Origin of the sequence: Geodermatophilus siccatus (genome assembly GCF_900103785.1) — a bacterium.
GTDB classification, from domain to species: domain Bacteria; phylum Actinomycetota; class Actinomycetes; order Mycobacteriales; family Geodermatophilaceae; genus Geodermatophilus; species Geodermatophilus siccatus.
The window spans coordinates 373,396-397,718 of record NZ_FNHE01000004.1 but is presented as its reverse complement, the minus strand read 5'-3'; the positions used below and the strand labels follow the sequence as shown (position 1 = coordinate 397,718).

The 24,323-nt window shown below is 75.2% G+C and carries 25 protein-coding genes, 1 pseudogene and 1 riboswitch; of the genes and pseudogenes, 10 read left to right on the top strand and 16 right to left on the bottom strand.

The genetic code is table 11. The features are described from left to right. The first annotated feature begins 71 nt into the window (after window positions 1-71). Genes BLS21_RS10455 through BLS21_RS10445 form a run of 3 tightly spaced genes read left to right on the top strand, consistent with a single transcriptional unit; the run spans window position 72 to window position 3,492 of the window. Complete coding sequence (locus tag BLS21_RS10455; RefSeq protein ID WP_091217659.1) at window positions 72-1,613, top strand: Re/Si-specific NAD(P)(+) transhydrogenase subunit alpha; 1,542 nt, start codon at window positions 72-74, stop codon at window positions 1,611-1,613. A gap of 5 nt (window positions 1,614-1,618) precedes the next feature. Then, entirely contained in the window at window positions 1,619-3,025 is a 1,407-nt protein-coding gene (gene pntB / locus BLS21_RS10450; RefSeq protein ID WP_091217404.1) for a Re/Si-specific NAD(P)(+) transhydrogenase subunit beta, read from the top strand. A gap of 38 nt (window positions 3,026-3,063) precedes the next feature. Then, entirely contained in the window at window positions 3,064-3,492 is a 429-nt protein-coding gene (locus BLS21_RS10445) for a hypothetical protein (protein WP_091217402.1), read from the top strand. Here the strand turns inward: BLS21_RS10445 and BLS21_RS10440 are convergent. From BLS21_RS10440 to BLS21_RS10430, 3 genes are all read right to left on the bottom strand, one after another. Next, window positions 3,489-4,043, bottom strand: coding sequence for a DUF4334 domain-containing protein (locus tag BLS21_RS10440; RefSeq protein WP_091217399.1), 555 nt, complete (start codon window positions 4,041-4,043; stop codon window positions 3,489-3,491). The genes BLS21_RS10445 and BLS21_RS10440 overlap by 4 nt on opposite strands. A 73-nt stretch (window positions 4,044-4,116) precedes the next feature. Beyond that, complete coding sequence (locus BLS21_RS10435) at window positions 4,117-4,992, bottom strand: pentapeptide repeat-containing protein (protein ID WP_091217397.1); 876 nt, start codon at window positions 4,990-4,992, stop codon at window positions 4,117-4,119. 14 nt (window positions 4,993-5,006) lie between these two features. Beyond that, window positions 5,007-5,216, bottom strand: a complete 210-nt coding sequence (locus tag BLS21_RS10430; RefSeq protein ID WP_091217393.1) for a DUF4177 domain-containing protein — start codon at window positions 5,214-5,216, stop codon at window positions 5,007-5,009. A 143-nt stretch (window positions 5,217-5,359) separates the two neighbouring features. Here BLS21_RS10430 and BLS21_RS10425 point away from each other — a divergent pair, with 143 nt between their 5' ends. Beyond that, window positions 5,360-6,541, top strand: a complete 1,182-nt coding sequence (locus tag BLS21_RS10425) for a PP2C family protein-serine/threonine phosphatase (protein WP_245700256.1) — start codon at window positions 5,360-5,362, stop codon at window positions 6,539-6,541. Window positions 6,542-6,575: 34 nt separating this feature from the next. Continuing rightward, a complete protein-coding gene (locus BLS21_RS10420) occupies window positions 6,576-6,959 on the top strand; it encodes a VOC family protein (RefSeq protein WP_091217390.1) in 384 nt (127 codons plus the stop codon). Window position 6,960: 1 nt separating this feature from the next. Here BLS21_RS10420 and BLS21_RS10415 read toward each other — a convergent pair whose 3' ends face one another. Further along, window positions 6,961-7,347: a hypothetical protein gene (locus BLS21_RS10415; protein ID WP_091217387.1), complete on the bottom strand. Its 387-nt coding sequence runs from the start codon at window positions 7,345-7,347 to the stop codon at window positions 6,961-6,963. Here BLS21_RS10415 and BLS21_RS26195 point away from each other — a divergent pair. Next, a pseudogene (locus BLS21_RS26195) lies at window positions 7,346-7,717 on the top strand (DUF2784 domain-containing protein); the annotation flags it as partial. The gene BLS21_RS10415 and the pseudogene BLS21_RS26195 overlap by 2 nt on opposite strands. 108 nt (window positions 7,718-7,825) lie before the next feature. On the opposite strand, the gene BLS21_RS10405 reads toward BLS21_RS26195, so the two are convergent. From BLS21_RS10405 to BLS21_RS10395, 3 genes are all read right to left on the bottom strand, one after another. Further along, the gene (locus BLS21_RS10405; protein ID WP_091217384.1) at window positions 7,826-8,548 is read right to left on the bottom strand and encodes a DUF72 domain-containing protein; all 723 of its coding nucleotides are present in this window, start codon (window positions 8,546-8,548) and stop codon (window positions 7,826-7,828) included. Between the two features lie 8 nt (window positions 8,549-8,556). Then, window positions 8,557-9,201, bottom strand: coding sequence for a class I SAM-dependent methyltransferase (locus BLS21_RS10400; RefSeq protein ID WP_091217383.1), 645 nt, complete (start codon window positions 9,199-9,201; stop codon window positions 8,557-8,559). A 310-nt stretch (window positions 9,202-9,511) separates the two neighbouring features. Then, complete coding sequence (locus BLS21_RS10395) at window positions 9,512-10,351, bottom strand: aggregation-promoting factor C-terminal-like domain-containing protein (protein ID WP_091217380.1); 840 nt, start codon at window positions 10,349-10,351, stop codon at window positions 9,512-9,514. Between the two features lie 216 nt (window positions 10,352-10,567). After that, window positions 10,568-10,728, bottom strand: a riboswitch (cyclic di-AMP (ydaO/yuaA leader). Between the two features lie 215 nt (window positions 10,729-10,943). Here BLS21_RS10395 and BLS21_RS10390 point away from each other — a divergent pair. Further along, entirely contained in the window at window positions 10,944-12,041 is a 1,098-nt protein-coding gene (locus BLS21_RS10390; protein ID WP_091217378.1) for an LLM class flavin-dependent oxidoreductase, read from the top strand. Then, complete coding sequence (locus BLS21_RS10385) at window positions 12,038-12,658, top strand: FMN reductase (protein WP_091217376.1); 621 nt, start codon at window positions 12,038-12,040, stop codon at window positions 12,656-12,658. Before BLS21_RS10390 ends, BLS21_RS10385 begins: the two co-directional genes overlap by 4 nt. An 83-nt stretch (window positions 12,659-12,741) precedes the next feature. Here the strand turns inward: BLS21_RS10385 and BLS21_RS10380 are convergent, their stop codons facing one another. Beyond that, a complete protein-coding gene (locus BLS21_RS10380; RefSeq protein ID WP_091217373.1) occupies window positions 12,742-13,467 on the bottom strand; it encodes an AmiS/UreI family transporter in 726 nt (241 codons plus the stop codon). Between the two features lie 375 nt (window positions 13,468-13,842). Next, a complete protein-coding gene (locus tag BLS21_RS10375) occupies window positions 13,843-14,094 on the bottom strand; it encodes a hypothetical protein (RefSeq protein WP_091217371.1) in 252 nt (83 codons plus the stop codon). Window positions 14,095-14,228: 134 nt separating this feature from the next. Here BLS21_RS10375 and BLS21_RS25120 point away from each other — a divergent pair, with 134 nt between their 5' ends. Further along, window positions 14,229-14,396, top strand: coding sequence for a hypothetical protein (locus tag BLS21_RS25120; RefSeq protein ID WP_175479525.1), 168 nt, complete (start codon window positions 14,229-14,231; stop codon window positions 14,394-14,396). Window positions 14,397-14,451: 55 nt separating this feature from the next. Here BLS21_RS25120 and fmdA read toward each other — a convergent pair whose 3' ends face one another. From fmdA to BLS21_RS10340, 7 genes are all read right to left on the bottom strand, one after another. Beyond that, window positions 14,452-15,705, bottom strand: coding sequence for a formamidase (fmdA, locus tag BLS21_RS10370; RefSeq protein WP_091217367.1), 1,254 nt, complete (start codon window positions 15,703-15,705; stop codon window positions 14,452-14,454). Window positions 15,706-15,869: 164 nt separating this feature from the next. Further along, window positions 15,870-16,148 carry an FmdB family zinc ribbon protein gene (locus BLS21_RS10365; protein ID WP_091217364.1) on the bottom strand — a complete coding sequence of 93 codons (279 nt, stop codon included), beginning with the start codon at window positions 16,146-16,148 and terminating at the stop codon, window positions 15,870-15,872. 46 nt (window positions 16,149-16,194) lie between these two features. Next, a complete protein-coding gene (locus tag BLS21_RS10360; RefSeq protein WP_091217361.1) occupies window positions 16,195-17,877 on the bottom strand; it encodes an FMN-binding glutamate synthase family protein in 1,683 nt (560 codons plus the stop codon). Window positions 17,878-18,045: 168 nt separating this feature from the next. Beyond that, window positions 18,046-19,509 (bottom strand): GntP family permease, encoded by a 1,464-nt coding sequence (locus tag BLS21_RS10355; RefSeq protein WP_091217357.1) that lies wholly within the window; start codon window positions 19,507-19,509, stop codon window positions 18,046-18,048. A 31-nt stretch (window positions 19,510-19,540) separates the two neighbouring features. Then, entirely contained in the window at window positions 19,541-21,088 is a 1,548-nt protein-coding gene (locus BLS21_RS10350) for a gluconokinase (protein WP_091217354.1), read from the bottom strand. A 46-nt stretch (window positions 21,089-21,134) separates the two neighbouring features. Further along, window positions 21,135-21,770: a DivIVA domain-containing protein gene (locus BLS21_RS10345; RefSeq protein WP_091217351.1), complete on the bottom strand. Its 636-nt coding sequence runs from the start codon at window positions 21,768-21,770 to the stop codon at window positions 21,135-21,137. A 246-nt stretch (window positions 21,771-22,016) separates the two neighbouring features. Further along, window positions 22,017-23,348 carry an MFS transporter gene (locus BLS21_RS10340; protein ID WP_091217348.1) on the bottom strand — a complete coding sequence of 444 codons (1,332 nt, stop codon included), beginning with the start codon at window positions 23,346-23,348 and terminating at the stop codon, window positions 22,017-22,019. A gap of 153 nt (window positions 23,349-23,501) precedes the next feature. On the opposite strand from BLS21_RS10340, the gene BLS21_RS10335 reads away from it, so the two are divergent. Then, window positions 23,502-24,134 (top strand): TetR/AcrR family transcriptional regulator, encoded by a 633-nt coding sequence (locus BLS21_RS10335; RefSeq protein WP_091217345.1) that lies wholly within the window; start codon window positions 23,502-23,504, stop codon window positions 24,132-24,134. The last annotated feature ends 189 nt before the right edge of the window (window positions 24,135-24,323 follow it).

The following is a 24,323-nucleotide window of genomic DNA, read 5'->3' as shown; positions in this document are numbered from 1 at the left end:
ACCGGACCGCACCGTTCCCGGCTCCGTCGCCGAGGATGGGCGGCGACCGACCCGCGCAGGAGGAACCGGACGTGCTCATCGGAGTCCCTCGGGAGACCCGCCCCGGCGAGACGCGCGTGGCGGCGACGCCGACCACCGTGCGGCAACTGACCGCGCTGGGCTACGACGTCGTCGTCGAGGCCGGAGCGGGGGCGGCGGCCAGCTTCCCCGACGACGGCTACCGCGAGGCCGGGGCCCGGGTGGGGACGCACGTCCACGCGTGGGGCGCCGACGTCGTCCTGCACGTGGCCAAGCCGACGCCGGAGGAGGTCGGGCGGCTGCGCGACGGCGCGGTGCTGGTCAGCACCCTCGCGCCCGCGCTCGACCCGGACCTGCTCAGCGACCTGGCCGCCCGGCCGATCACCGCGCTGGCGATGGACGCCGTCCCGCGGATCAGCCGCGCGCAGTCGCTGGACGTGCTCAGCTCGATGGCCAACATCGCCGGCTACCGGGCCGTGATCGAGGCCGCACACGCCTTCGGCCGCTCCTTCACCGGCCAGGTCACCGCGGCGGGCAAGGTCCCCCCGGCGACGGTGCTGGTCGTCGGCGCGGGCGTCGCCGGGCTGGCCGCCATCGGCGCGGCCAGCAGCCTGGGCGCGGTCGTGCGGGCCACCGACGTGCGACCCGAGGTCGCCGAGCAGATCGCCTCGATGGGCGGTGAGTACGTCGGCGTGCCCGCCGACGAGGAGCAGGCCGGCGGCGGCACCGGCTACGCGAGCGTGACCAGCGAGGACTACGACCGCCGGGCCGCGGCGATGTACGCCGAGCAGGTCCGCGAGGTGGACATCGTGATCACCACCGCGCTGATCCCCGGTCGGCCGGCGCCGCGGCTGATCACCGAGGAGATGGTGGCCGCCATGGCGCCGGGCTCGGTGGTCGTCGACATGGCCGCCGCGCAGGGCGGCAACGTGGCCGGCTCGGTGCCTGACGAGGTCGTCGTCACCCCGAACGGCGTCACGATCATCGGCTACACCGACCTGCCGGGCCGGCTGCCCGGCCAGGCCTCGCAGCTGTTCGGCACGAACCTGGTCAACCTGGTCAAGCTGCTCACCCCCGGCAAGGACGGGCGGCTGGTGCTGGACCTCGACGACGTCGTCCAGCGCTCGATGACCGTGGTGCGGGACGGCGAGCTGCTCTGGCCCCCGCCGCCGGTGCAGGTGTCGGCGGCGCCGGCTGCCGCTCCGGCTCCGCGCCCGGCCCCGCCCGCGCCCGCGCCGAGGGCGCCGCGCTCCCCCGCCCGGACCGCGGCCGTCGTCGGTGTCGCGGCGCTGGTGCTCTTCCTGGCCACCGCGTTCTCGCCGAACCAGCTGATCGGCAACCTGACGGTGTTCGCGCTGGCGGTCGTCGTGGGCTTCTACGTGATCGGCAACGTGCACCACGCGCTGCACACGCCGCTGATGAGCGTCACCAACGCCATCTCCGGGATCATCGTGGTCGGCGCCCTGCTGCAGATCGGCCACACCAGCGCCCTGGTGACCGTGCTGGCCACGGTCGCCGTGCTCGTCGCCAGCATCAACGTCTTCGGCGGCTTCGCCGTGACCCGCCGCATGCTCGGCATGTTCACGAGGAGCTGACCGCCATGACCCTCACCTCGGCCGCTGCCGGCGCCTACGTCGTCGCCGCGCTGCTGTTCGTGCTCAGCCTCGCCGGGCTGTCCCGGCACGAGACCGCCAAGTCGGGCAACGCCTCCGGCATCGCCGGCATGGCGATCGCCCTCGCCGCGACCGTCGGCCTGGCCGCCCGCAGCCTCGAGGCCGCCGCCGTGGGCCTGATCGTCGTCGCCATGGCCGGCGGCGCCGCGATCGGGCTGTGGCGGGCCCGCCGGGTCGAGATGACCGGCATGCCCGAGCTGATCGCGCTGCTGCACAGCTTCGTCGGCCTGGCCGCCGTGCTCGTCGGGTGGAACGGCTACCTGTCGGTCGAGGCGAGTGCCGGGGAGCAGACCGAGGTGCCGGCCGACCTGCTCGGCATCCACTCCGCCGAGGTGGTGATCGGCGTCTTCATCGGCGCGGTCACCCTCACCGGCTCGATCGTCGCCTTCCTCAAGCTCTCGGCGCGGATCAAGAGCAACCCCCTCATGCTGCCGGGACGCAACTGGCTCAACCTCGGCGCGCTGGTCGCCTTCGCCGCGCTGACGGTCGTCTTCGTCGTCTCGCCGTCGCTCGGGGTGCTGGCCGCGGTCACCGTGCTCGCGCTGGCGCTGGGCTGGCACCTGGTCGCCTCGATCGGCGGCGGCGACATGCCGGTCGTCGTCTCGATGCTCAACAGCTACTCGGGCTGGGCGGCCGCGGCGTCGGGCTTCCTGCTCGACAACGACCTGCTGATCATCACCGGCGCGCTGGTCGGCTCCTCGGGCGCCTACCTCAGCTACATCATGTGCAGGGCGATGAACCGCTCCTTCCTGTCGGTGATCGCCGGCGGCTTCGGCAACGAGGGCAGCACCGCCTCCGGCACCGAGGACGGCGAGCACACCGAGATCACCGCCGAGGAGGTCGCCGAGCTGCTGCGCGACGCCGAGTCGGTGGTGATCACGCCCGGCTACGGCATGGCGGTGGCCCACGCCCAATACCCGGTGGCGGAGCTGACCCGCCAGCTGAGCGAGAAGGGCGTGCGGGTGCGGTTCGGCATCCACCCGGTCGCCGGCCGGCTGCCCGGCCACATGAACGTGCTGCTGGCCGAGGCGAAGGTGCCCTACGACATCGTCCTGGAGATGGACGAGATCAACGACGACCTCGCCAAGACCGACGTGGTGCTGGTCATCGGGGCCAACGACACCGTCAACCCGGCCGCGCTCGAGGACCCGGGCAGCCCGATCGCCGGCATGCCGGTGCTGCAGGTGTGGGAGGCCGAGCACGTCGTCGTCTTCAAGCGGTCGATGAGCACCGGCTACGCCGGCGTGCAGAACCCGCTGTTCTTCCGGGAGAACACCCGGATGCTCTTCGGCGACGCCCGCGAGCGGGTCGAGGACATCCTCAAGGCGCTCTGACGGTTGCGGGGGCGGCCCGGGTCCCCGACGGTGGGCACGTGGACCCCTTCCGCGGCCTGGGCCTCCCCCGCATCCCGGGACTGTCCGAGCTGGTCGACGTCCTGCAGAAGCAGACCGAGGCGCTCGCGCAGCTGCCGCGGACGATCGCGGACCTCAACACCGCCGTCCGCGAGCTGATCACCGCCACGCGCGTGGCGACCGAGACCATCGCGTCCGCGCAGCGGACCGCCGAACGGCTCGAGGGCCTGGTCGAGGAGCTCGAGGAGCCGGTGCGGGCGCTGCGCCCCGGGCTCGAGCGCGTCGGCCGGGTGCTCGACGACCCGGCCATCGAGACCGTGCCCGACACGCTGCGCACCGTGGCCGACGACCTGCTGCCGCTGGTGCACGGGCTGCGGCAGGCCACCGACCGGGTCGGCTCGGTCGCCGGCTTCCTCCGCCGGCGCGGCCGCCCGGAGGACGACCTCTAGGAGTTGTCGCGGGCCCGTTCGAGCAGGAAGGCGAACGGGCCGGGCAGGCCGCGCATGTCCATGAGGCCGAGCAGCAGGTCCGGGGTCACCCGGCGGAAGACGTCGACGACCGGCAGCCGGTCGTAGACCAGCGCCGCGGTGGGCACCCCGCGGTGCACCACCGTGCGCAGCCGGGCGGTGGGACGGCGGGTGGTCAGCAGCGGCCGGACGGCGCTGAACGCCAGCCGGGCCGGGGCGCTGCGGGCGAGGCCCGGCGCGCGGCGCAGCAGCCCCAGCGGCGCGGGCGCGGGGTCGATCGGCCGCGGCCGGCCCGACCGGTCGGGGAAGAGCAGCGGGTGGACCGTGTCGGCGTCGCGCACCTCCTTGCCCCACCAGCGGTGCGCGGGGAGCAGGCCGTCGAGCGGTGAGCCGGTGGGCAGCTCGGCGCCCCGCCAGCGGCCGGTCATCTCCTCGACCGCGACACCGGGCAGCCGGTCGGCGAGGGCCAGGACGTCGGCCGGCGCCGCGAGGCCGCGGTGCCGCTCGACCCAGCGGAGTGCCTCGGTGCTCACGGGTCCTCCTCGCCGGCGCTCGTCGGCCGCGTTCCCGGCGCTGCCGTGCCGGCCGGTGCGCTGGCCAGCTCGCTCATGCCGCCTCCCAGTGCGCCGGGTGCTCGAGCCCGGCCGGCAGCCGGGTCGCGGCGTCGCCGCGGGCGCCGGCCACCTGGCGCCGGGTGAGGAACAGCGCGCCGGAGAGATCGGCGCCGCGCACGTCCGCACCCCGCAGGTCGGCGCCGAGCAGGTCGGTCAGGGACAGGTCGGCGCCGCGCAGGTCCGCCCCGATCAGCAGGGCCCCGCGCAGGCTGACACCGCGCAGGTCCCCGCGCCGCAGGTCGGCGCCGACGAGGTCGGCGTTGCGCCGATGGAGGACCCTCCGCCCCCCGCCGCTCGCAGGCTCGCGGCGGGCCCCTGCGGAGGGCCGCCTGCGGGCGCCGGCCCGCGCCAGCTCGCTGACCGACAGCAGCAGCGCGCCGACCTCCGCCTGCAGGGCGCCGGCGTCGACGGCCGCGAGCTCGCCCGGGCCGGCGGCGGTGAGGCCGGCGGTGCGCTCGTGCGCGGCGGCCAGCTCCCGGTGCAGCGGCGCGGCGGCCTCGAGGGTGAGCGCCTCGGTGAGGTACCAGAGCAGCTCGTGCAGCAGCCGCTGGACGCCGAAGGCCGCGAACACCGCCGCCGCCTGCTCCGGGGAGTCCCGCCAGTGCGGGGCGCCGCCGAAGGTCACCTGCACCGTCTGCTGCCCGGCGCCGAAGCAGTCGAAGACCGTGCAGCCGGGGAAGCCGCGCTCGCGCAGCTGCGCGTGGATGCCGCAGCGGTCGTCGTCCCGCAGGTTCGGGCAGGCGTGCCCGGCCGGCTTGTCGATGGCGAAGTCGGCCGAGGCGGCGAACGCCGGGGCGACGCAGCACAGCCCGGCGCAGCGGGTGCAGTCCGCGCGCAGCCGGGCGCGGGCCACGACGGCGTCGGGCACGGGCGCTCCTCGGGTCAGGTCGTCGGGCGCTCCAGGGTCACCAGCACGCCCTCGACGCCGCCCGGGCCGATCCGGCCCTTGACCTCGACCGAGGTGATCGCCTTGAGCTGCCAACCCTCGCGGGCGTGCTGGTTGAGCACCTTCTCCAGCTTGTCACCCGACATCCTCCCGCCGATGAGCCCCTCGCGGAGCTCGACCACCCGGTACTCGAAGCGCTGCGCCACGTCCCGTCCCCTCTCGTCGGCCGCCGTCCCCCGTCCCTGCCCCGGCGCGGCCCGGAGGATGCCTCCCGGGCCCGACCGGCCGTGCCCGTGCTCAGCGCATACCCTGCGTGCGACCCGACCCGCCGACGGACAGGACGAGCTCGGTGACCGAACCCCTGAGCTCGCTGCTGCGGGCCGCGCACCTGATGTCGCCGTCGAGGCTGGCCAGCACCGTCGCCGCCCACGCCCGGGCGCTGGGGGTGACCGAGTCCGTCCTGTACCTGGCCGACTACGAGTCGGCCACCCTGCTGCCGCTGCCCGGCGACGGGGTCCCCGAGCGTCCGGAGGTGCCGGTCGAGGGCACGATGGCCGGCCGGTCGTTCCGCCGCGTCGAGGTGCTCACCAGCAGCACCGGGCCGGACGTCCGGATGTGGCTGCCGCTGCTCGACGGGGTGGAGCGCCTCGGCGTGGCGGAGCTGACGCTGCCGTCGGCCCCGGACGAGGAGTCCGGGGAGCGGCTCAAGGCCTTCGTGAGCCTGGTCGCCGAGCTCGTCGTGGCCAAGGACGCCTACAGCGACGTGTTCTCCCGGCTGCGGCGCCGCAGGGCGCTGAGCCTGGCGGCGGAGATGCAGTGGGAGCTCTTGCCGCCGGTGACGTTCGGCACCGAGCGGGTGGTCATCACCGGGGGCCTGGAGCCGGCCTACGACGTCGGCGGTGACAGCTTCGACTACGCCGTCAACGGGGACACCGCCGACCTGCTGGTCATCGACTCCGTCGGGCACGGCCTGCCCGCCGCGGTGCTCGCCAGCGTGGCGATCAGCGCCTACCGGCACGCCCGCCGCAACGGGCTCGACCTGCCGGGGATCGCCGCCGAGATCGACGCCGCGATCGCCGGGCAGTTCCCCGGCAGCCAGTTCGCCACCGCGGTGCTCGCCCGCCTGGACATCGACACCGGCCGGCTGCGGTGGATCAACGCCGGGCACCCCGACCCGCTGATCCTGCGCGGCTCGTCGCTGGTGCAACTGCCGCGGTGCGCGCCGACCCGGCCCCTGGGGCTGCAGGGGCACGAGCCGGTCTGCTGCGAGACCCGCCTCGAGCCCGGCGACCGGCTGCTGCTCTACACCGACGGGATCACCGAGGCCCGCTCGCCGGAGGGGGAGTTCTTCGGCGAGCAGCGGCTGGCCGACTTCGTCCTCTCGGCGTCCGCGGCTGGCTATCGGGCACCGGAGACGGTGCGGCGGCTGATGCGCAGCGTGCTGGCCCACCAGGCCGACAAGCTCCAGGACGACGCCAGCATCGTCGTCCTGGAGTGGCTCACCGGGGAGGAGCAGGAGCTGGTGCCGTAGCGAGGCCGGTCCTCGGTCGGGGCAGGATGCCCGGGTGGACGTGCTGAGCAGCCGGGTGCTCCTCCGGCCGGTCGACCCCGCGCGGTCGCAGACCTTCTACCGCGACGTGCTGGGGCTGGCGGTGTACCGCGAGTTCGGCCCGTCCGAGCACCCCGGGGTGGTGTTCTTCCTGGGCAACGGTCTGCTCGAGGTCTCCGGGCCCGGCGACGAGCCGCCCCGGGGCCTGGCGCTGTGGGTGCAGGTGCGCGACGTCGCCGCCGAGACGGAGCGACTCCGCGCCGCGGGGACGACGGTGCTGCGCGACCCGCGGACCGAGCCGTGGGGCCTGGTCGAGGCGTGGGTCGCCGACCCCGAGGGCGTGCGGATCGTGCTGGTCGAGGTACCGGCCGACCACCCGCTGCGGCGCGACCAGCGGTAGCTCAGGCGCGCGGCGTCGTCCCGTCGTCGGGGTCGCCGGGACGGCGGACCAGGTCGGCCACCGACTCCTCCAGCCGCGCCCAGGTCGCGCTCCACTCCACCAGCGGGTCGAGGATCCGCTCGAAGACGGCCAGCTGCTCGTCGAAGGCCTGCAGCTGGGCGGTCATCGCCGCGATCTGCTGCCGCTGGCTGCGCACCGCCCGGTCGATGGCGCGCAGCTGGGCCGCCGACAGCGCGCCGGGCGGCGAGGGCAGCCGCGGCAGCGAGAACGGCACCGCGCCGCGTGCCCGGTCGGTGAAGCTGCGCAGCTGGCCGACGAACTCCTCGACCGACCGGCTCACCCGGCTGCCCGACCCGCTCTCGCGGCCGCCCGCGTCGCTCTCGCTCATGGCCCCATCCTCCCGCCGGGAGGTCCCCGGCGCGCTCCCGGCGTGCCAGGCTGGGTGCGTGCTGTGGGCGCACCTCGTCGCGGTGGTGCACGCGCTGGCCGTCGTCCTCATGGTGACCGGCGCGCTGGTCGCCCTGCGCCACCCCCGGCTGCTGTGGGTGCACGCGCCGGTGGCCGCGGCGATCCTCGCGGTCAACCTGGCCGGGGCGCCGTGCCCGCTCACCGAGCTGGAGCTGGCGCTGCGCGAGCGCGCCGGCGGCGAGCCCTACACCGGCGGTTTCCTCGGCCACTACGCCCTGGCGCCGTTCGGCCTGGACGTCGCCGGGCCCGCCGTCCAGGCCGGCATCCACACCGTCGCGCTGGTGCCCAACGTGCTCGGCTACGGGCTCCTGGCCGCGCGGGCCGTCCGGAGATCGTCTCCGCCGGGGCTGGGGCCGCGCACACCGCACGACCGCACGGGACGCTCCGGGCGGCCGCACTCAGCCCCCGGTCAGCGCCCGCAGGATCTCGGCGTTCCGGACCGCGTGCCCGTGCCCGTCGTTGTTGAAGTAGGCGTAGACGTCGCGGCCGCCGCGCGCCCACTCGCCGATCCGGTCGGCCCACCAGCGCAGGTCGGCGTCGGGGTAGGAGCCGGCGTAGAGGTGGGCGTCGTCCGGGCCGTGCAGGCGCACGTAGACGAACGGCGCGGTCGCCCGCAGCACGCACGGCAGCCCGGCGCCGCTCATCACGCAGTACGCCGCGCCGTGCCGCTCGAGCAGGGCGTACACCGCCTCGTCGTGCCAGCTGGGGTGGCGGAACTCCACGGCGACCCGCATCCACTCCGGCAGCAGGCCGAGGAAGAAGTCGAGCCGGGCGTCGTCCCGGGCCTGGGTGGGCGGCAGCTGCACCAGCAGGACGGCGCGCTTGTCCCCCAGCTCGTGCCAGGACGCGGTGAGCCGGCCGACCCAGGTCTCGGGGGCGTACAGCCGCTTGGCGTGGGTCAGCCCGCGCGGGGCCTTGACCGAGAGCTGGAAACCCGGGGGCAGCCGCCGGCGCCAGGAGGCGAAGGTCGCCGTGCGCGGCCAGCGGTAGAAGCTGGCGTTGAGCTCGACGGTGCCGAAGCGCCGGACGTAGTGCGCCAGTCGGTCCCGCGGCGGGGTGCCCGGCGGGTAGAGGACGCCGGCCCAGTGGTCGTAGCTCCAGCCCGACGTCCCGACGTGCACGGTCCCGCTCAGGGCAGCCGCCAGACCGTCGTGCGGCGCAGCCCGGGCCCCTCGGTCTCCGCGATCTCGTAGCGCGCAACCGCCTCGAGCCGGTCGTGCGGCAGGTAGGGCCGGCCGGGGTCGCCGACGTAGACCTCGCAGCCGCGGGCACGGGCCCGGTCGAGGAAGGGCAGCACCCGCTCGGTCATCTCCCGGTCGTAGCAGACGTCACCGGCCAGGACGACGTCGATGCCGACCGGGTCGCGGCCGAGGACGTCGCCGGTGACGCTGATCCCGCCGACTCCGTTGAGACCGGCGTTGACGCCGACCGCCGTGCGGCTGAACGGGTCGACGTCGCTGGCCAGCACCGACCGGGCGCCGGCGAGGCGCGCGGCGAGCGCCACCAGCCCGCTGCCGGAGCCCAGGTCGAGGACGGCCCGGCCGGCCACCACCGACGGGCTGTCGAGCACGAAGCGGGCCAGCGCCTGGCCTCCGGGCCAGGCGGCGGCCCAGAACGGCGGGGTCTCCCCCGCCCCGCCGTCCGCCGCCTCCATCGCCTCCCACAGCGCGACGACGTCGTCGGCGACGTGCAGCCGGACCTCCGGCACCGAGGAGGGCCGCCGCACCTGGGTGTGCGCGCGGACGAAGGCGGACGGGACGGCGCGGACGGTCACACCTCGCAGTCCACCACGGCCCGGGAACGGCCGAGGGCCGCCCCCACGGCCCGGGAACGGCCGAGGGCCGCCCCCACGGCCCGGGAACGGCCGAGGGCCGCCCCCACGGCCCGGGAACGGCCGAGGGCCGCCCCCACGGCCCGGGAACGGCCGAGGGCCGCCCCCACGGCCCGGGAACGGCCGAGGGCCGCCCCCGCGGTGCGGGGACGGCCCTCGGTGCCGTCGACCTCCGGCCTGCGGGGGGCAGGAGGCGGCCCCGTCCCGGGTCCCGCCCCGAGCCCGAGAGGGGTGGGGAGGACGGGGTCCTCGCTCAGTACCAGCCGGTGGACTGCGAGTGCGCCCAGGCGCCGCAGGGGCTGCCGTAGCGGCTCTCGATGTAGATCAGGCCCGCGTCGATCTGGCGGTAGCCGTCCGACGTCTTGGCGATGCCGGTGCTGGCCCAGGTCGAGTTCAGGAACTGCGGGATGCCGTAGGCGGTGCTGGTGGGGTTCTGCGCGTTGGGGTTCCAGCCGCTCTCCTTGCCCCACAGCTTCTCCAGGCAGCTGAACTGCTCGGCGCTGCCGACCTTGCTCATCGCGTAGTCCTTGAAGGAGCCGCGCGGCGCGGCGGACGACGACGAGCTGCTGGCGGCGGGAGCCGCAGCCGGCGCGGCGGCGGCCTTCTTCGCGGCGGCGTCGCGCTCCGCGGCCTCGCGAGCGGCCTGCTCGGCGGCGGCCTTTTCCGCGGCCTCGCGGGCGGCCTGCTCGGCGGCGGCCTTCTCGGCGGCCTGGCGGTCCAGCTCGGCCTGCTCGGCAGCGGCCTGGACCTGCGCGGCCTGCGCCTCGGCGACCTGGCGCTCGCTGCGGGAGGCGGCGAGGTCCTGCAGCGGGGCCAGCTCGGTGGCGCCCGGGGCGGCGAGCGGCTGCTGCGCCGACTCCTCGGTGATGCCGAGCTGCTCGGCGACGCTCATCGAGGCCGTCACCGTCTCGGCCTCGGCCTCGGCGGCCGGCTGCGCGCCGATGACGGTGTTGACGACGATCGCACCGGCGGCGGCGGTGGCCAGCAGGATCGCCGGGCGGCGGCCGCGGGTGGGCAGCCGCAGTGGACGGCGGGCGCTCCGGTCGGCGGGGGCGTCGGTGGCCGGGACGGCCGGGAACTGCTTGGTGTCCATCAGGTGGGGGTGCTCCGTGGCGAGAGGGCGCGCGGGAGGGTCCTCAGGGCAGAGGACAGCCCGGTGCGGCGCGGTCTACGGGGACGCCGGCGGACGAGGGGTGCCGGCGGGCGCGGTCGGGTGCCGGGTCAGCAGGCCGGGGAAGAGGCGCGGAGTGCGCGCGGCCGGGCGGGCCGGCGTGCCGCGAGGGCCCGTGGGCGGGGCATGCGGGTGCTCCGTTCTTCCGTGAGCCGCCTACCGAGTTAGCTGACGGGTTCGGGCGGGAAGCAGCCCTACCGGCCCGCGGTTCGTGCTCGCGGGCGGGATTCACCCCAGTACTGCGGTGGGTCCCCGGCTCGCGCCCGCTGGTGGCGGACACGACTCGGCGGCGTCCGGTCAGGCTCCCCGAGCGGGGACGAGACGACCGACCGGACGTCAGCCACCGTAGGCGGCGTTACCGTCCCGTGACAATGTCGGGAACCACATCCGGAACGTGAGTGACGTCGCACTCCGGCGTCCGCCCTCCCGCCGAGGGGTCGCGACGAGGGGAATACCGCGGGCCGCGGTACGTTGCACCGGCCGGTAGTTGCACTCTCAACCAACGGAGACCGACATGCAGTTCGGCGTCTTCTCGGTCAGCGACATCACGACCGATCCCACCAACGGCCGCACGCCCGGCGAGGCTGAGCGGATCCAGGCGATCGTCACCATCGCGAAGAAGGCCGAGGAGGTCGGGCTCGACGTCTTCGCCCTGGGCGAGCACCACAACCCGCCGTTCTTCTCCTCCTCGCCGACGACGACGCTGGCCTACATCGCCGCGCAGACGACCACGCTGCAGTTGTCGACGGCGACCACGCTGATCACCACCAACGACCCGGTGAAGATCGCCGAGGACTACGCGATGCTGCAGCACCTGGCCGGCGGCCGGGTCGACCTGATGATGGGCCGCGGCAACACCGGCCCGGTCTACCCGTGGTTCGGGCAGGACATCCGCAACGGCCTGCCGCTGGCGGTGGAGAACTACGCGCTGCTGCGCCGGCTGTGGGACGAGGACGTCGTCGACTGGCAGGGGCAGTTCCGCACGCCGCTGCAGGGCTTCACCTCCACCCCGCGGCCGCTGGACGGCGTCCCGCCGTTCGTGTGGCACGGCTCGATCCGCTCGCCGCAGATCGCCGAGCAGGCCGCCTACTACGGCGACGGCTTCTTCCACAACCACATCTTCTGGCCGAAGGAGCACACCGCCCGGATGGTCGAGTTCTACCGCCGCCGCTTCGAGCACCACGGCCACGGCAGCGCCGACCAGGCGATCGTCGGGCTGGGTGGGCAGGTGTTCATGCGGAGGAACAGCCAGGACGCCGTCCGGGAGTTCCGGCCGTACTTCGACAACGCGCCGGTCTACGGCCACGGCCCCTCGCTGGAGGACTTCTCCCGGGAGACGCCGCTGACCGTCGGCTCGCCGCAGCAGGTCATCGAGCGGACCCTCGGCTTCCGCGAGTACGTCGGTGACTACCAGCGGCAGCTGTTCCTCATCGACCACGCCGGCCTGCCGCTGAAGACGGTGCTGGAGCAGCTGGACATGCTGGGCGAGGAGGTCGTGCCGGTGCTGCGCCGCGAGTTCGCCGCGCTCAAGCCGGCGCACGTGCCCGACGCGCCGACCCACGCCTCGCGCGTGGCGGCCCGGCAGGCGTCCCTCGAGGAGGTCTCCGCATGACCACCCGCACCCTGGCCGTCGTGAGCGCCGGGCTGTCGACCCCCTCGTCGACCCGGCTGCTGGCCGACCGGCTGACCGCCGCGACCGTCGCCGCTCTGCGCGAGCGGGGCGACGACGCGACGGTGGAGGTCGTCGAGCTCCGTACGCACGCCCGCGACCTGGCCGACGACGTGGTCACCGGGTTCGCCAACGAGTCGCTGCGTGCGGCGATCGACACCGTCACCGGCGCCGACGGGCTGATCGCGGTGACGCCGGTGTTCTCGGCGTCCTACAGCGGGCTGTTCAAGACGTTCTTCGACGTCCTGGACAAGGACTCGCTCACCGGGACGCCGGTGCTGCTCGGCGCCACCGCCGGCACCGCCCGGCACTCGCTGGTCATCGAGCACGCGATGCGGCCGCTGTTCGCCTACCTGCGCGCCGTCCCGGCGCCGACCGGCGTCTTCGCCGCATCGGAGGACTGGGCCGGTGCCGGTGGGGTGGACGCGGAGCTGGCCCGCCGTATCGACCGTGCGGCCGGTGAGCTGGCCGACCTGGTCGCCGGCCGGCCGGCCGGCAAGCGGCCGGTCGACCCGTTCGCCGACGTCCCCTCCTTCGAGGAGCTGCTCCGCGGGCACTGAACCCGCACTCCCCCGCGATCACGGCGCCGGGACCACCTGCCGAGCGTGGTGGGTGGTCCCGGCGCCGTGATCGACCGGGTGGATCAGCCGCTGGTCCGCCTCCCCGAGCCGGCTCCGTGGCCGGCGTCGGTGGTCCGCCGGGCCGCCGGCACGCCCTGGGACGCGGCCGACGTGCCCTCCGGGACCGGCCCCGACGGCGGCCCGGCCGGCTCCAGGTGCCCGCGCAGTGGCGGGTACAGGAGGACCAGGCTGGCGGCGCAGACGACGGCGAGCACGATCGCCGAGATCCCGATGTAGTCGTCCCACACCCCGGTGAGCAGCATGAAGGCCGGGACCGCCGCGGTCAGGATGCCCGCGATGAGCGCGATGGCCCCGGTGTACCGGGTCAGGTCGTCGCGCTTGAGCCCCAGGACGAGGTAGAACAGCGCCCACAGCACGGCCCAGTACAGCCAGATCACGCCGAACGCCGAGTCCGTGGGCTGGACGTACCAGAAGTTCAGGCCGGAGAAGACGAGCGCACACGCCGCGACGAAGGCGGAGAACCAGCCGAGCCCCGTGCCGTCGAGGCCGGCCAGCAGGTTGATCCCGACGTACAGGTACGTGAACCCGAACAGGTAGAGACCCGAGGCGTTCAGGGTGATCGCCGCGTCACCCCCCGCGGTGAAGATGAGGTACGTCGGCGTGACGACCTGCAGCGCGCCGACGAAGAGGTTGAGCGGAGCGGCGCTGCGGGCTTCCACCACCCCCAGCAGCATGAGGCCGTTCACGGCGAGCACGGCTCCGACGTAGAGCAGTCCGACGCTTCCCATGTGCGTTCATCTCCTCGCGTCCGCACCTGTGGGTGGAGTTCCCCGTGGGAGTCGGCGGAGGGGCCGGTCGGGTCGGCGTCGGCTGGTTCCCGACGGGCCCCGCCGGACTACGCGCGCGGCCGGGACCGGCGAGGGAGGCAGGTGTGCGGGCGCGGCGTCGGGCAGCGGTGTGGCAGGGCGGCCGCGGGGGCGCCGGTGGTCATCGTCGACCTCCCAGCCGGGCGAGCGCCGGGCCGGGAGGCACGACGTCGCCGGCGTGCGTGTGCGGGACGACGATCATGCCGGACCGGCGCACCCGTCAACGACCCGCCGGACGGCGCACGTCCGCACCGCGCGCCGTCACCCAGGGGGTCGGCGCCACCCCGCACCGCTGCCTCAGCTGCGGTGGTGCGACTCCCGCTCCGCGGGGTCCGCGCCGCCCTCGTCGAGGGCGGCGTCGATCAGGGCGGCCAGCCCGGCGAGGCTGCGGTGCCGTCCCCCCGCCCGGCGCAGCACGACGGGATCCTCGTCGCCGCCGTCGTTCGCGGCCAGTTCGGCGGTGAGCTGGTGCGCGGTCCGCAGTGCGGTCGTGCCGAAGCGGTCGACGGCCTCGTGCTGCGGGATGCGAGGTGGCGCGTCGTCGTCCACGCGTCCAGTGTCGGCCCACCCGGGTGCGGCCGGCCATCCGGCGACGGCGTGGGACGGCTGCGCCCTGGGTACCTCGCGCCCCGGCGGCCCCCGACCGGACGGGGGCCGCACGAGTGCACCGAGGAGAGCGGTCCGTGGAGAGCCGGATCGAGGTCAGCTGGACCTGCCACCCCTGCGAGGTGGGCGGGCAGGACGCCGAGGAGGACGCGGCCGAGGGGCCGGCGTGCTGGAACTGCGGCGGTCCCGTCGTGGTCACCGCCCGACCCACCGTCCGGATAACGAGCGGCCCGGACACTCGCTAGGGCGCCCGGGCCGTTCTCCGTCAGGCCGTGTCGCGGGCGGCGACCAGGAGCACGGTCACGAGGTGACCGCGCACTGCCCCCTGTCCGCCCGCACCGGACCCGCCGCCGACGGCCGGACGTCGAAGTCGAAGATCGCCGTCGGCAGGTACAGCGAGCAGCAGGCGTTCGGGATGTCGACCACCCCGCTCACCCGGCCCTCGATCGGTGCGGACCCCAGCAGCAGGTAGGCCTGCTCGCCCGAGTACCCGAACTTCTCCAGGTACCGGACGGCGTTCAGGCAGGCCCGCTTGTAGGCCAGCGTGGCGTCGAGGTACTTGTTCGTGTCGGTGTCGTGGTCGACCGAGATCCCGATGAAGGTCAGGAACTCCGAGTACCGCGGCTCGACGTTGCCGGGCATGAACACCGGGTTGGTGGTCACGCCGTAGGTCTCCATGCCGCCCTTGATCAGGTCGATGTGGAAGTCGATGAAGCCGCCCATCTCGATGGCGCCGCAGAAGGTGATCTCGCCGTCCCCCTGGCTGAAGTGCAGGTCGCCGCCGGAGAGCTTGGCGTCCCGCACGTGCACCGGGTAGAAGACCCGCGAGCCGCGGGAGAAGTTCTTGATGTCGTGGTTGCCGCCGTTCTCGCGGGCCGGGACGGTGCGCGCGCCGTCCCGGGCGATGCCGTCGAGGACGTCGCCGGTGGCCGTCCCGCCCAGGGTCTGGTCCTCGAGCGGGAGCAGGGCCAGGGCCGGGACCCGGTCGGGATCGGTGTCGGCCAGCGCCTTCTCCCGGCGGTTCCACCGGGCGAGCAGGTCCGCCGACGGCGCCGTCCCGAACAGCCCGGGGTGGGTGAGGCCGGTGTACCGCACGCCCGGGATGTGCCGGGAGGTGCACTGCTGGCCCTGGAAGTCCCAGATCGCCTTGTAGGCGTCCGGGAAGTAGTCGGTGAGGAAGCCGCCGCCGTTGGCCTTGGCGAAGATGCCGGTGTACCCCCAGCCCTGGCCGGGGGCGTCGCCGTACTCCTGCGGTGCCTGCACCGGCCCGAGGTCGAGGATGTCCACGACGAGCAGGTCGCCGGGCTCGGCGCCCTCCACCCCGATGGGCCCGCTGAGCATGTGCGCCCGGTTCAGGTCGACGTCCCGGACGTCGTTGGCCGAGTCGTTGTTGCCGATCTGGCCGTCGGTCCACTCCCGGCACTCCACCCGGATGTTCTGCCCCGGGCGGACCATCGTGGCGACCGGGACGTCCGGGTGCCACCGGTTGTGTCCGGGTACGGCCTGGTCGCGCATCGACTTGGCCTGGTCCACCGTGAAGACCACATCTGGCATGTCGCCACACTCCGATCTGTCTCGTGCTGGGTGCAGCCCGCGGTCGACGGGCCGTGCGGGGCCGGTCGCGCTCGGCGGGAGCCGCCGTCGTCCGGCGGCGGGCCGCCGGTCCGCCTGTCGTCCTGGTCGCCACCACGCCTTCCCCGGCCAGGGCGGACAGCCGGTCAGGGACGGGGCAGAGCGCTCCACCGCGGGTCGCGGGCGACCGGCCGGACGGCCGCGGGCGGCACGGCGGTGGCCACCGCGGGGGCGTCACCGCTGGCCTCCTCGCGCAGGCGGGCGGACGCCACCGCGGTGGGGGTCCGGCTCAGCAGCGGCGGGGTGTACTGGCGGCGGCCGGCGGCTCCGCAGGACGGGCAGGTGCTCGTCGGCTCGGCGGTGCCGATCGGCCGGTGCACCTCCCAGGTGCCGCACGCCCCGCACCGGTACAGGTAGCTGGCCATCAGCGGCTCCAGACCTCGGACGGCTGGGCTCAGGGAGGGACCGTAGTCACCCCGCCGATCGGGTCGACGGCCCTCCGACTCCGGGGGCGGGGTCGATCCCGTCGTCCCGCGCGTCCCTACTCCCGGCCGCTCCGGCGTGACCGTCGGTCGGAGGTCGGCCGACGGCGTCGGCGGAGGCCGGGGCCGCGCCGCCCTGCGGGGCCTCGGCCGTCATGATGCGGGCGATCTCGGCGCGGTCGGCGGCCGAGGGCAGCCCCCACCCGGGCTCGTAGCCGTAGACCTCCCCCAGCGGCGTGGAGGCCGTGCGCCCGGTGAGCACCTCGACGGAGGAGGCGTCGATCAGCCCGGGGTGCTCGACACCGCAGGCCTCGGCGACCTTGACCAGGTCGCGGCGCAGCGTCCTGATGTAGTTCGCCGCCCGCACGGACTTCAGCCGCGGGTCCAGGCCGTGCGCCAGCCAGGGGTTCTGCGTGGCGACCCCGGTCGGGCAGGTGTCGGTGTGGCACTTCTGCGCCTGGATGCACCCGATCGCGAGCATCGCCTCACGGCCGACGTTGACCATGTCGCAGCCGAGCGCGAACGCCACGATCGCGTTGTCGGGCAGGCCGAGCTTGCCGGCGCCGATGAAGGTGACCTGCTCGTGCAGCCCCGCGCGGGCGAACACCGCGTGGACCCGGGCGAAGCCGAGCTGGAACGGCAGGGACACCGAGTCGGTGAAGATGAGCGGCGCGGCTCCGGTGCCGCCCTCGCCGCCGTCCACCGTCACGAAGTCCACCCCGCGGCCGGTGGTCGCCATCAGGTCGGTGAGCTCGTGCCAGAAGGTCATGTCGCCGACGGCGGACTTGATGCCGACCGGCAGCCCGGTCTCGGCCGCGAGCAGCTCCACCCAGTCGAGCAGGCTGTCGGGATCGGAGAACTCGGCGTGCCGTGACGGGCTGATGCAGTCCACGCCCTCCGGCACGCCGCGCGCGGCCGCGATCTCCGCCGACACCTTCGCAGCCGGCAGGACGCCGCCCAGGCTGGGTTTGGCGCCCTGGCTGAGCTTGACCTCCAGGGCGCACACCGGCGCGGAGGCGACGAGGTCCTTGAGCCGTTGCAGGTCGAAGCGGCCCTGCTCGTCCCGGCAGCCGAAGTAGGCCGTGCCGATCTGGAAGACCAGCTCACCGCCGTTCCGGTGGTGCACCGAGAGCCCGCCCTCGCCGGTGTTCTGCAGGCAGCCGGCCAGCGCCGCCCCGCGGTTGAGCGCCTCGATCGCCGCGCCGGACAGCGAGCCGAAGCTCATGGCCGAGATGTTCACGACCGAGGCCGGCCGGAACGCCCGCGCCCGCCCGCGTGGTCCGCCGAGCACCTTGGCGCTGGGCAGCGTGACGTCGTGGCCCGCGTGCACGGAGGTGGGCGGCACGGCCCGGCCGAACGTGCGGTGGTTGATGACCGGGTAGCCGGCGGTGAACTCCAGGTCGTTGTCGGTCCCGAAGCCGAAGTAGTTGTTCTCCTGCTTCGCCGACGCGTAGACCCAGCGCCGCTGGTCGCGGGTGAACGGGCGCTCCTCGTTGTTGCCCGCCACGAGGTACTGGCGCAGCTCCGGGCCGACCGACTCCAGCAGGTAGCGCGCGTGGCCGATCACCGGGAAGTTGCGCAGCAGGGTGTGCTCGCGCTGCAGCAGGTCGCGGGCGGCGACCGCGGCGAGACCGGCCAGGCCGGCTCCGGCGAGACGGAGGGTGCGTCCCATCGCGCCACGATGCCACCGCGGCCCCGGTTGCGGCGGTCCCGTCGCCGCGGGGTCTGCGCCCGGCGTCACCGACCTCCGTCCTCGGTCGCGATCACGGCGCCGTGACCACTCCTGGCGACCCAGCGGTGGTCACCGCGCCACGATCGGCGGCGGGCGAGAGGGACCGGCTCACAGGAACAGGCTCAGCACCAGCGCGATGAGGAAACCGATGGTGCCCAGCAGGGTCTCCATGACCGTCCAGGTCTTCAGCGTCGTCTTCTCGTCCATCCGGAAGAAACGGCTGACCAGCCAGAAGCCGGAGTCGTTGACGTGCGACAGCACCGTCGCCCCACCGGCGATCGCGATGACGACGAGTGCCAGGTCGACCTGCGAGAGCCCCTCGGTCGCCTCGACCACCGGCGCCATCAGCCCGGCGGCGGTGGTCAGCGCGACCGTCGCCGACCCCTGCGCCACCCGCAGCAGCACCGAGATGACGAACGCCGCCACGATGACCGGCAGCCCGATGTCCCCGAGGACGTCGGCCAACGCCTGGCCGATGCCGCTGGCCCGCAGCACGCCGCCGAACATGCCGCCGGCGCCGGTGATCAGGATGATCGCGCACACCGGTCCCAGGGCGCTGTTGACGATCGACTCGACCTGGGCGCCGCTCTCCCCGCGGCGCACGCCGAGCACGACCATCGCCACGAGCACGGTGATGAGCAGGGCCACCGGGGTGGCGCCGAGCAGCTGACCGGCGCGCACCAGGAACGAGTCCTCGGCCACCGCGCCCGCGCTGGCCAGCGTGGAGAGCCCGGTGTTGAGGAAGATGAGCACCAGTGGCAGCAGCAGGATGCCGACGACCGTGCCGAAGCGCGGCGGCGCCGGCCGGGTCGCGGTCTCCGTGGCCCGCCCGCCGGTCGACGCGATGCCCGGCGAGGTGCCCTCCACCGAGGGGTCGGGTTCGTCGTCGGCCGTCCGCACAGCGTCGTCGTCGAGGATGTGCGGCACCGCGACGTCGTAGCGGCGGCCGGCCCACAGGCCGAACAGGTAGCCGCCGAGGTACCAGGTCGGCAGGCCGACGACCAGGCCGAACACCAGCACCAGGCCGATGTCGGCGCCGACCAGCTCGGCGGCCGCGACCGGCCCCGGGTGCGGCGGCACGAAGGCGTGCATCACCGCGAAGGCACCGGCGGTGGGCAGCCCGTAGGTCAGCAGCGACCCGCCCAGCCGGCGGGCGACCGTGAAGACGATCGGCAGGAAGACGACCAGCCCGGCGTCGAAGAAGATGGGGAAGCCGAACAGCAGCGCGGCCACGCCGAGGGCCAGCGGCGCCCGCTTCTCCCCGAACCGGCCGATCAGGCTGTCGGCGAGCACCTGCGCGCCACCGCTGTGCTCGAGCAGCCGGCCGAGCATCGCGCCCAGCCCGACCAGCAGCGCGACGCTGGCCAGGGTCGTGCCGAAGCCGCCGGTCAGCGTGGTGACGACGTCCTCGAGCGGGATCCGGGTGGCCAGCGCGGTGAGCAGGCTGACCAGCACCAGCGCGAGGAACGCGTGCAGCTTGAGCTTCATGATCAGGAACAGCAGGACGCCGACCGCGGCGGCCGCGATGAGCAGCAGCGGGCCGGCACCGAACGCCGGTTCGACCTCGGGCACGGGTTCCTCCTCGTGGGGATCGGACGGCGGGTCAGACGGGGTGGGGCGGGTCGTCGAGGGCGTCCAGCGCGGTCAGGACGTCGGTCAGCGCGTCGGTGGAGCGCTCCACCAGCGGCCGCAGCTCGCGGTAGACCGCGGCGTCGGCCGGGTCCGGCTCGACCGGGTCGTGCACGGTCACCAGCGCGGTCGCGGCGTCGAGGTCGGGCAGCGCGCCGAGCGCGTGCAGCCCGAGCAGGCAGGCGCCCAGGGCGGTGCCCTCCGGTGAGTCGGCGACCCGCACCGGCAGGTCGAGGGCGGCGGCGAGCGTGCGCACCCACAGCGGCGAGGCCACCGCTCCCCCGGTGGCGCGCACCTCCCGCACCGGGGCGTCGCTCGCGGCGAACGCGTCGTGCACCAGCGCCAGCTGCTGGCAGACGCCCTCCACCGCGGCCCGGACGAGGTGCGGCCGGCGGTGCTCCCGGCGCAGCCCCAGGTAGGCCCCGCGCAGGCCCGAGCGCCACCACGGCGCCCGCTCGCCGAGCAGGTAGGGCAGGCACAGCAGCCCGGCGCTCCCGGCGGGGACGTCTGCCGCCTCCTCGAGCAGCCGGGCGTCGAGCGCGTCGGCCTCCTCGCCCTGCGGCTCGTGCTCCCCGGGCTCGACGGCCAGGGCGATGGAGGCCCAGCGCACCACCGACCCGCCGTTGTTCACCGCTCCCCCGAGCACCCAGTGCTCGTCGGTGAGGGCGTAGCAGAACAGCCGGCGGCCGGGGTCCACCCGGGGCGTGGGGACGACGACCCGCATCGCGCCGCTGGTGCCCAGCGAGACCGCGGCGACCTCCGGGCGCACCGCGCCCACGCCGAGGTTGGCCAGCACCCCGTCCGAGGCCCCGACGACGACCGGGGTGTCGGCGGGCAGCCCGGCCGCGGTGGCCACGTCGGCGCGCAGGGCGGGCAGCACCGCGGTCGTGGGCAGCACCTCGCCGAGCTGGTCGGCCCGCACGCCGGCGATGTCCAGCGCCTCGTCGTCCCACCGGCCGGCGCGGATGTCGTACATCCCGGTCGCCGAGGCGCACGAGCGGTCGACCACCTGCGGGCCGCCGCACAGCGCCGCGAGGACGAGCTCCTTGACCCCGCCCCACCGCGGTGTCGCGCCCACCCGTCCGCCGTCCTGCGCCCGCTCCCAGGACAGCTTCACCAGCGGCGACATCGCGTGCACCGGCGTGCCGGTCCGGGCGTGCAGGGCGGGGGCGCGCCCGTCGGCGTGCAGCGCCCGCGCCCACTCGGTGGCCCGGGCGTCGGCCCAGGTGACCAGCGGCCCCAGCGGCGCGCCGTCGCCGTCCATCGGCACCACCCCGTGCATGGCGGCCGACAGCGCGATCCCGACGACCCGGTCGCCGCGCTCGCGGGCGTGCCCGGCGATGGCCGTGAGCGCCTCGATCGCGGCCCGCTGCAGCCGGCCGGCGTCGAGCTCGGCGCGGCCGGGGCCCGGCACCAGCAGCGGGTAGCCGACGCTCACCAGGTCGCGGACGCGGGCGTCGACACCCGCGGTCACCGCCTTCGTCGCCGTCGTCCCCGAGTCGAGCCCGACGACGACGTCCACGCGCACCTCCCGCTGGGGTCTGGCGGTCGGGCCCGACGCTAGCGGCTCACCCGGCCAGCGGCGCGCGGGCGGGTTGCTCCTCCCCTGCCAGGGCCTGCAGCACCTCGTCGAGCTGCGCGGTCAGCCGGCGGACCTCGGCGTGCGCCTGCGCCAGCTCCTCCTCCGCGGCCGCCCGGGCCTCCTCGGCCTCCGCCCGCATGCGCTCGCAGTCGGCGACGGCGCCGTCGCGGACCTCGCGGGCCCGCCGCAGCAGCGCGTCGGCCTCGGCCCGCGCGACCCCGCGGATCCGGTCGGCGTCCGCGGCGCCGGCCTCGGTCAGCCGGGCGGCCTCGTCCGCGGCCAGCCGCAGGATCTCCCCGACCCGCTCGGAGGTGCGCACCTGCTCGCGACCGGCCGGGGAGCAGGCCAGCAGCCGGCGGGAGATCTCCAGCTCCGCCGAGCAGGCGCCGTAGCGCGTCAGCAGGTCGTCGTTGGCCCGCCGGACGGCGAGCAGCTCGGTCTCGGCCCAGGCGACGTAGTTGTCGACCTGCAGCCGGTCGTAGCCGCGCAGCGCGGCCCGGAAGACCGGTCGCGGTTCGAGCAGGGCGTCGAGCTGCCCGGAGGGTGCGGGGGCCGTCCCGGGGGACGGCGGCCTCCCGGACTCGGACCCGCCACCGGCCGGGACCTCGTTGCGTCGGAACACCGCGCCCCTCCCTGCGTCCCCGTTCCTGCCGAGGGCCGGACGCTGCCAGACCGCGGGGACCGGGTGGGCGGCCGCGCGCCTGGCGAGGAGGCGCGACGGTGGTGTCCGCCACCTGCGTGCCGGATCGGCCACGCGGCGTGAGAAGGACCCCCTTGCCCCCCCGCCTCGCAGGCTCGCGGCGGGCCCCTGCACGGGGGCCGTCAGCGGCCCGCCGAGCCTGCGAGGCGTGGGGGGCTGGTCCTCCGGTCAGCGGTAGGCGGAGCGCCCCCGCAGCCGGGCGCTGACGGCGGCGACCAGCGGCGCGAGGACGACGCCGTCGCGGGCCAGCCGCGCGCGCAGCTGCCGCCGGTGCCGGACCACGCCGACGAGGCCGATCGCCCAGAACACGTACTGGACGGCGAACGCGGCGCGGAAGGCGTCCAGCGAGTAGTCGGTCGAACCGCCCGGGGTGAGCAGGTCGAGCACCGCGCCCACGGCCAGGACGGTGAGCAGCGAGGCGACGAAACCGCCGACGTTGACCACGCCGCTGGCGCTGCCCTGCCGCTCGGCGGGGTTCCAGGTGCGGGCGAAGTCGAAGCCGATCATCGAGCCGGGACCGTTGGTGCCCAGGACGACCACCAGCAGCACCAGGAGCGGCAGCGGCGCGCGACCGGGCCACAGCAGCACGACGGTCCAGATCGCGGCGGTCGCGGCCAGGATGCCGAACACCAGCGACGAGCGGCGCAGCGGCCAGCGGCCGCACAGCCGGCCGAACAGCGGTCCGACGATGATGCCCACGACCACGAGCAGGGTGAGCAGCCCGGCGGCGGTCGTCGGGCTCAGGCCCTGGCCGAGCACCAGGAACGGGTAGCCCCACAGCAGCGCGAAGACGGTGCCGGAGAACTGGGTGACCAGGTGCGTGTAGAGGCCGATGCGGGTCCCCGGCTCCCGCCAGGTCAGCGCCAGGCTGCGCCGCACCTCGGCGAGCCCGGCCGGAGCGGCCACGTCGGTGCCGGGCGGCGCGTCGCGCAGCGCCACGACCACGAGGACGGCGACGAGCACGCTCACCGCCGCCGCGCCGAGGAAGGTGCCCTCCCAGGACGTCGAGTGCAGCAGCGCGACCAGCGGGTAGGCCGCGACGATCTGCCCGAACTGGCCGAGGATGCCGGTGAGCTGGGTGATCAGCGGGATGGTCCGGCCGGGGAACCAGAACCCGACCACCCGCAGCACGCTGACGAAGGTCATGGCGTCGCCGGCGCCGACGAGCACCCGCGCCGCGATCGCCGTCGGCACGTCGCCGGCCACCGCCAGGATCGCCTGACCGGCGGCCATGGTGAGCGCGCCGGCCAGGATGAGCCGGCGCGAGCCGAAGCGGTCCAGCGCCACTCCCACCGGCACCTGCATCGCGGCGTAGACGACCAGCTGCAGCACGAGGAACAGCGAGACGGCCGAGGCGCCGGCGGAGAAGCGCTCCTGGGCCTCGACCCCGGCCACGCCGAGGGAGGCCCGGTGGAAGACCGCGACGGTGTACGCGGCCAGCGCGACGAGCCACACCGCGTAGGCGCGGGCGGTCGGTCGGGGAGCGGTCGGCGTCGTCACCTCAGGGAGGACGCCGCGAGCGCCGCCGTCTCTTCCCGGTCCGCCCGGTGAGGTCTGTCACCGTGCCGGTGTGCCCGGTCCGGACACGCCGCACGCCGGACACCGGACGTCGGCGCGGGGCCCGCACCGGCCAGGGCCGATACAGTCCCGCGCGTGGGGGGTCTCGTCGAGCTCGGCGACGACCCGACCGTGGACGACGCCCAGCGCCGCGGCCGGATCCTCGGCGCCCTGGCCACCTGCATGGCCGAGAAGGGCTACCGCGCCACGACCGTCGCCGACATCGCGCGGGTGGCCCGGGTGTCGAAGACCGTGCTGTACGCCCACTTCCGCGACAAGGAGGACTGCCTCCTCGAGCTGGTCTCCCGGGCCACGGACAAGGTCCTCGCCGAGCTGCGCCGGACCCAGCAGGAGGGCGCCGCGGCGGGGCTGCCGTGGCGCGACCGGCTGCACGCCACCGTCTCGGCGCTGCTCTCCGCCCTCGCCTCCGGCCCGGAGGCCGCCTGGGCGGTGCTGGTGGAGGTGCAGGCCGCCGGCCGCAGCGGGCTGGCGCTGCGCCGCGACGTCCTCGACCGCTACGTGACCCTGCTGTGCGAGACCGCCGACGACCTGGTCGCCCGCTTCCCCGACGAGGTCCGCCCGGTCGGACCGGACCTGGTGCTCGCCGCGGTCGGCGGCATCCACGAGCTCATGCTCGCCCGCGTCGAGCGCGGCCAGGCCGCCCGGCTCACCGAGGACGCCGACGTCGCCGCGGCCGTCCTGGTCGGCCTGTTCGAGCGCCGCGGCTGAGGGAGGACCCCCTTCCCCCGCCGCTCGCAGGCTCGCGGCCGGACCCTGCGAGGGGGCCGGTGGGACCCGGGGCCCGTCGGCGGGTGGGGGGACGCAGGAATGAGCAGCGCGGACGGAGGGCAGGAGGGACGTCGTCCGCCGGGCCCGTCCGGGCCGCGGCTGCACCGACCCGTGCCCGACCGACGAGAG

Excerpts from the sequence above, each read along its gene's own strand:
- pntB (WP_091217404.1), top strand. The coding sequence starts at position 1,619 with ATGACCCTCACCTCGGCCGCTGCCGGCGCCTACGTCGTCGCCGCGCTG.
- BLS21_RS10415 (WP_091217387.1), bottom strand. The coding sequence starts at position 7,347 with ATGAGCGAGAGCGACGCGGGCGGCCGCGAGAGCGGGTCGGGCAGCCGG.
- BLS21_RS10395 (WP_091217380.1), bottom strand. The coding sequence starts at position 10,351 with ATGGACACCAAGCAGTTCCCGGCCGTCCCGGCCACCGACGCCCCCGCC.
- BLS21_RS10390 (WP_091217378.1), top strand. The coding sequence starts at position 10,944 with ATGCAGTTCGGCGTCTTCTCGGTCAGCGACATCACGACCGATCCCACC.
- BLS21_RS10385 (WP_091217376.1), top strand. The coding sequence starts at position 12,038 with ATGACCACCCGCACCCTGGCCGTCGTGAGCGCCGGGCTGTCGACCCCC.
- BLS21_RS10380 (WP_091217373.1), bottom strand. The coding sequence starts at position 13,467 with ATGGGAAGCGTCGGACTGCTCTACGTCGGAGCCGTGCTCGCCGTGAAC.
- fmdA (WP_091217367.1), bottom strand. The coding sequence starts at position 15,705 with ATGCCAGATGTGGTCTTCACGGTGGACCAGGCCAAGTCGATGCGCGAC.
- BLS21_RS10365 (WP_091217364.1), bottom strand. The coding sequence starts at position 16,148 with ATGGCCAGCTACCTGTACCGGTGCGGGGCGTGCGGCACCTGGGAGGTG.
- BLS21_RS10360 (WP_091217361.1), bottom strand. The coding sequence starts at position 17,877 with ATGGGACGCACCCTCCGTCTCGCCGGAGCCGGCCTGGCCGGTCTCGCC.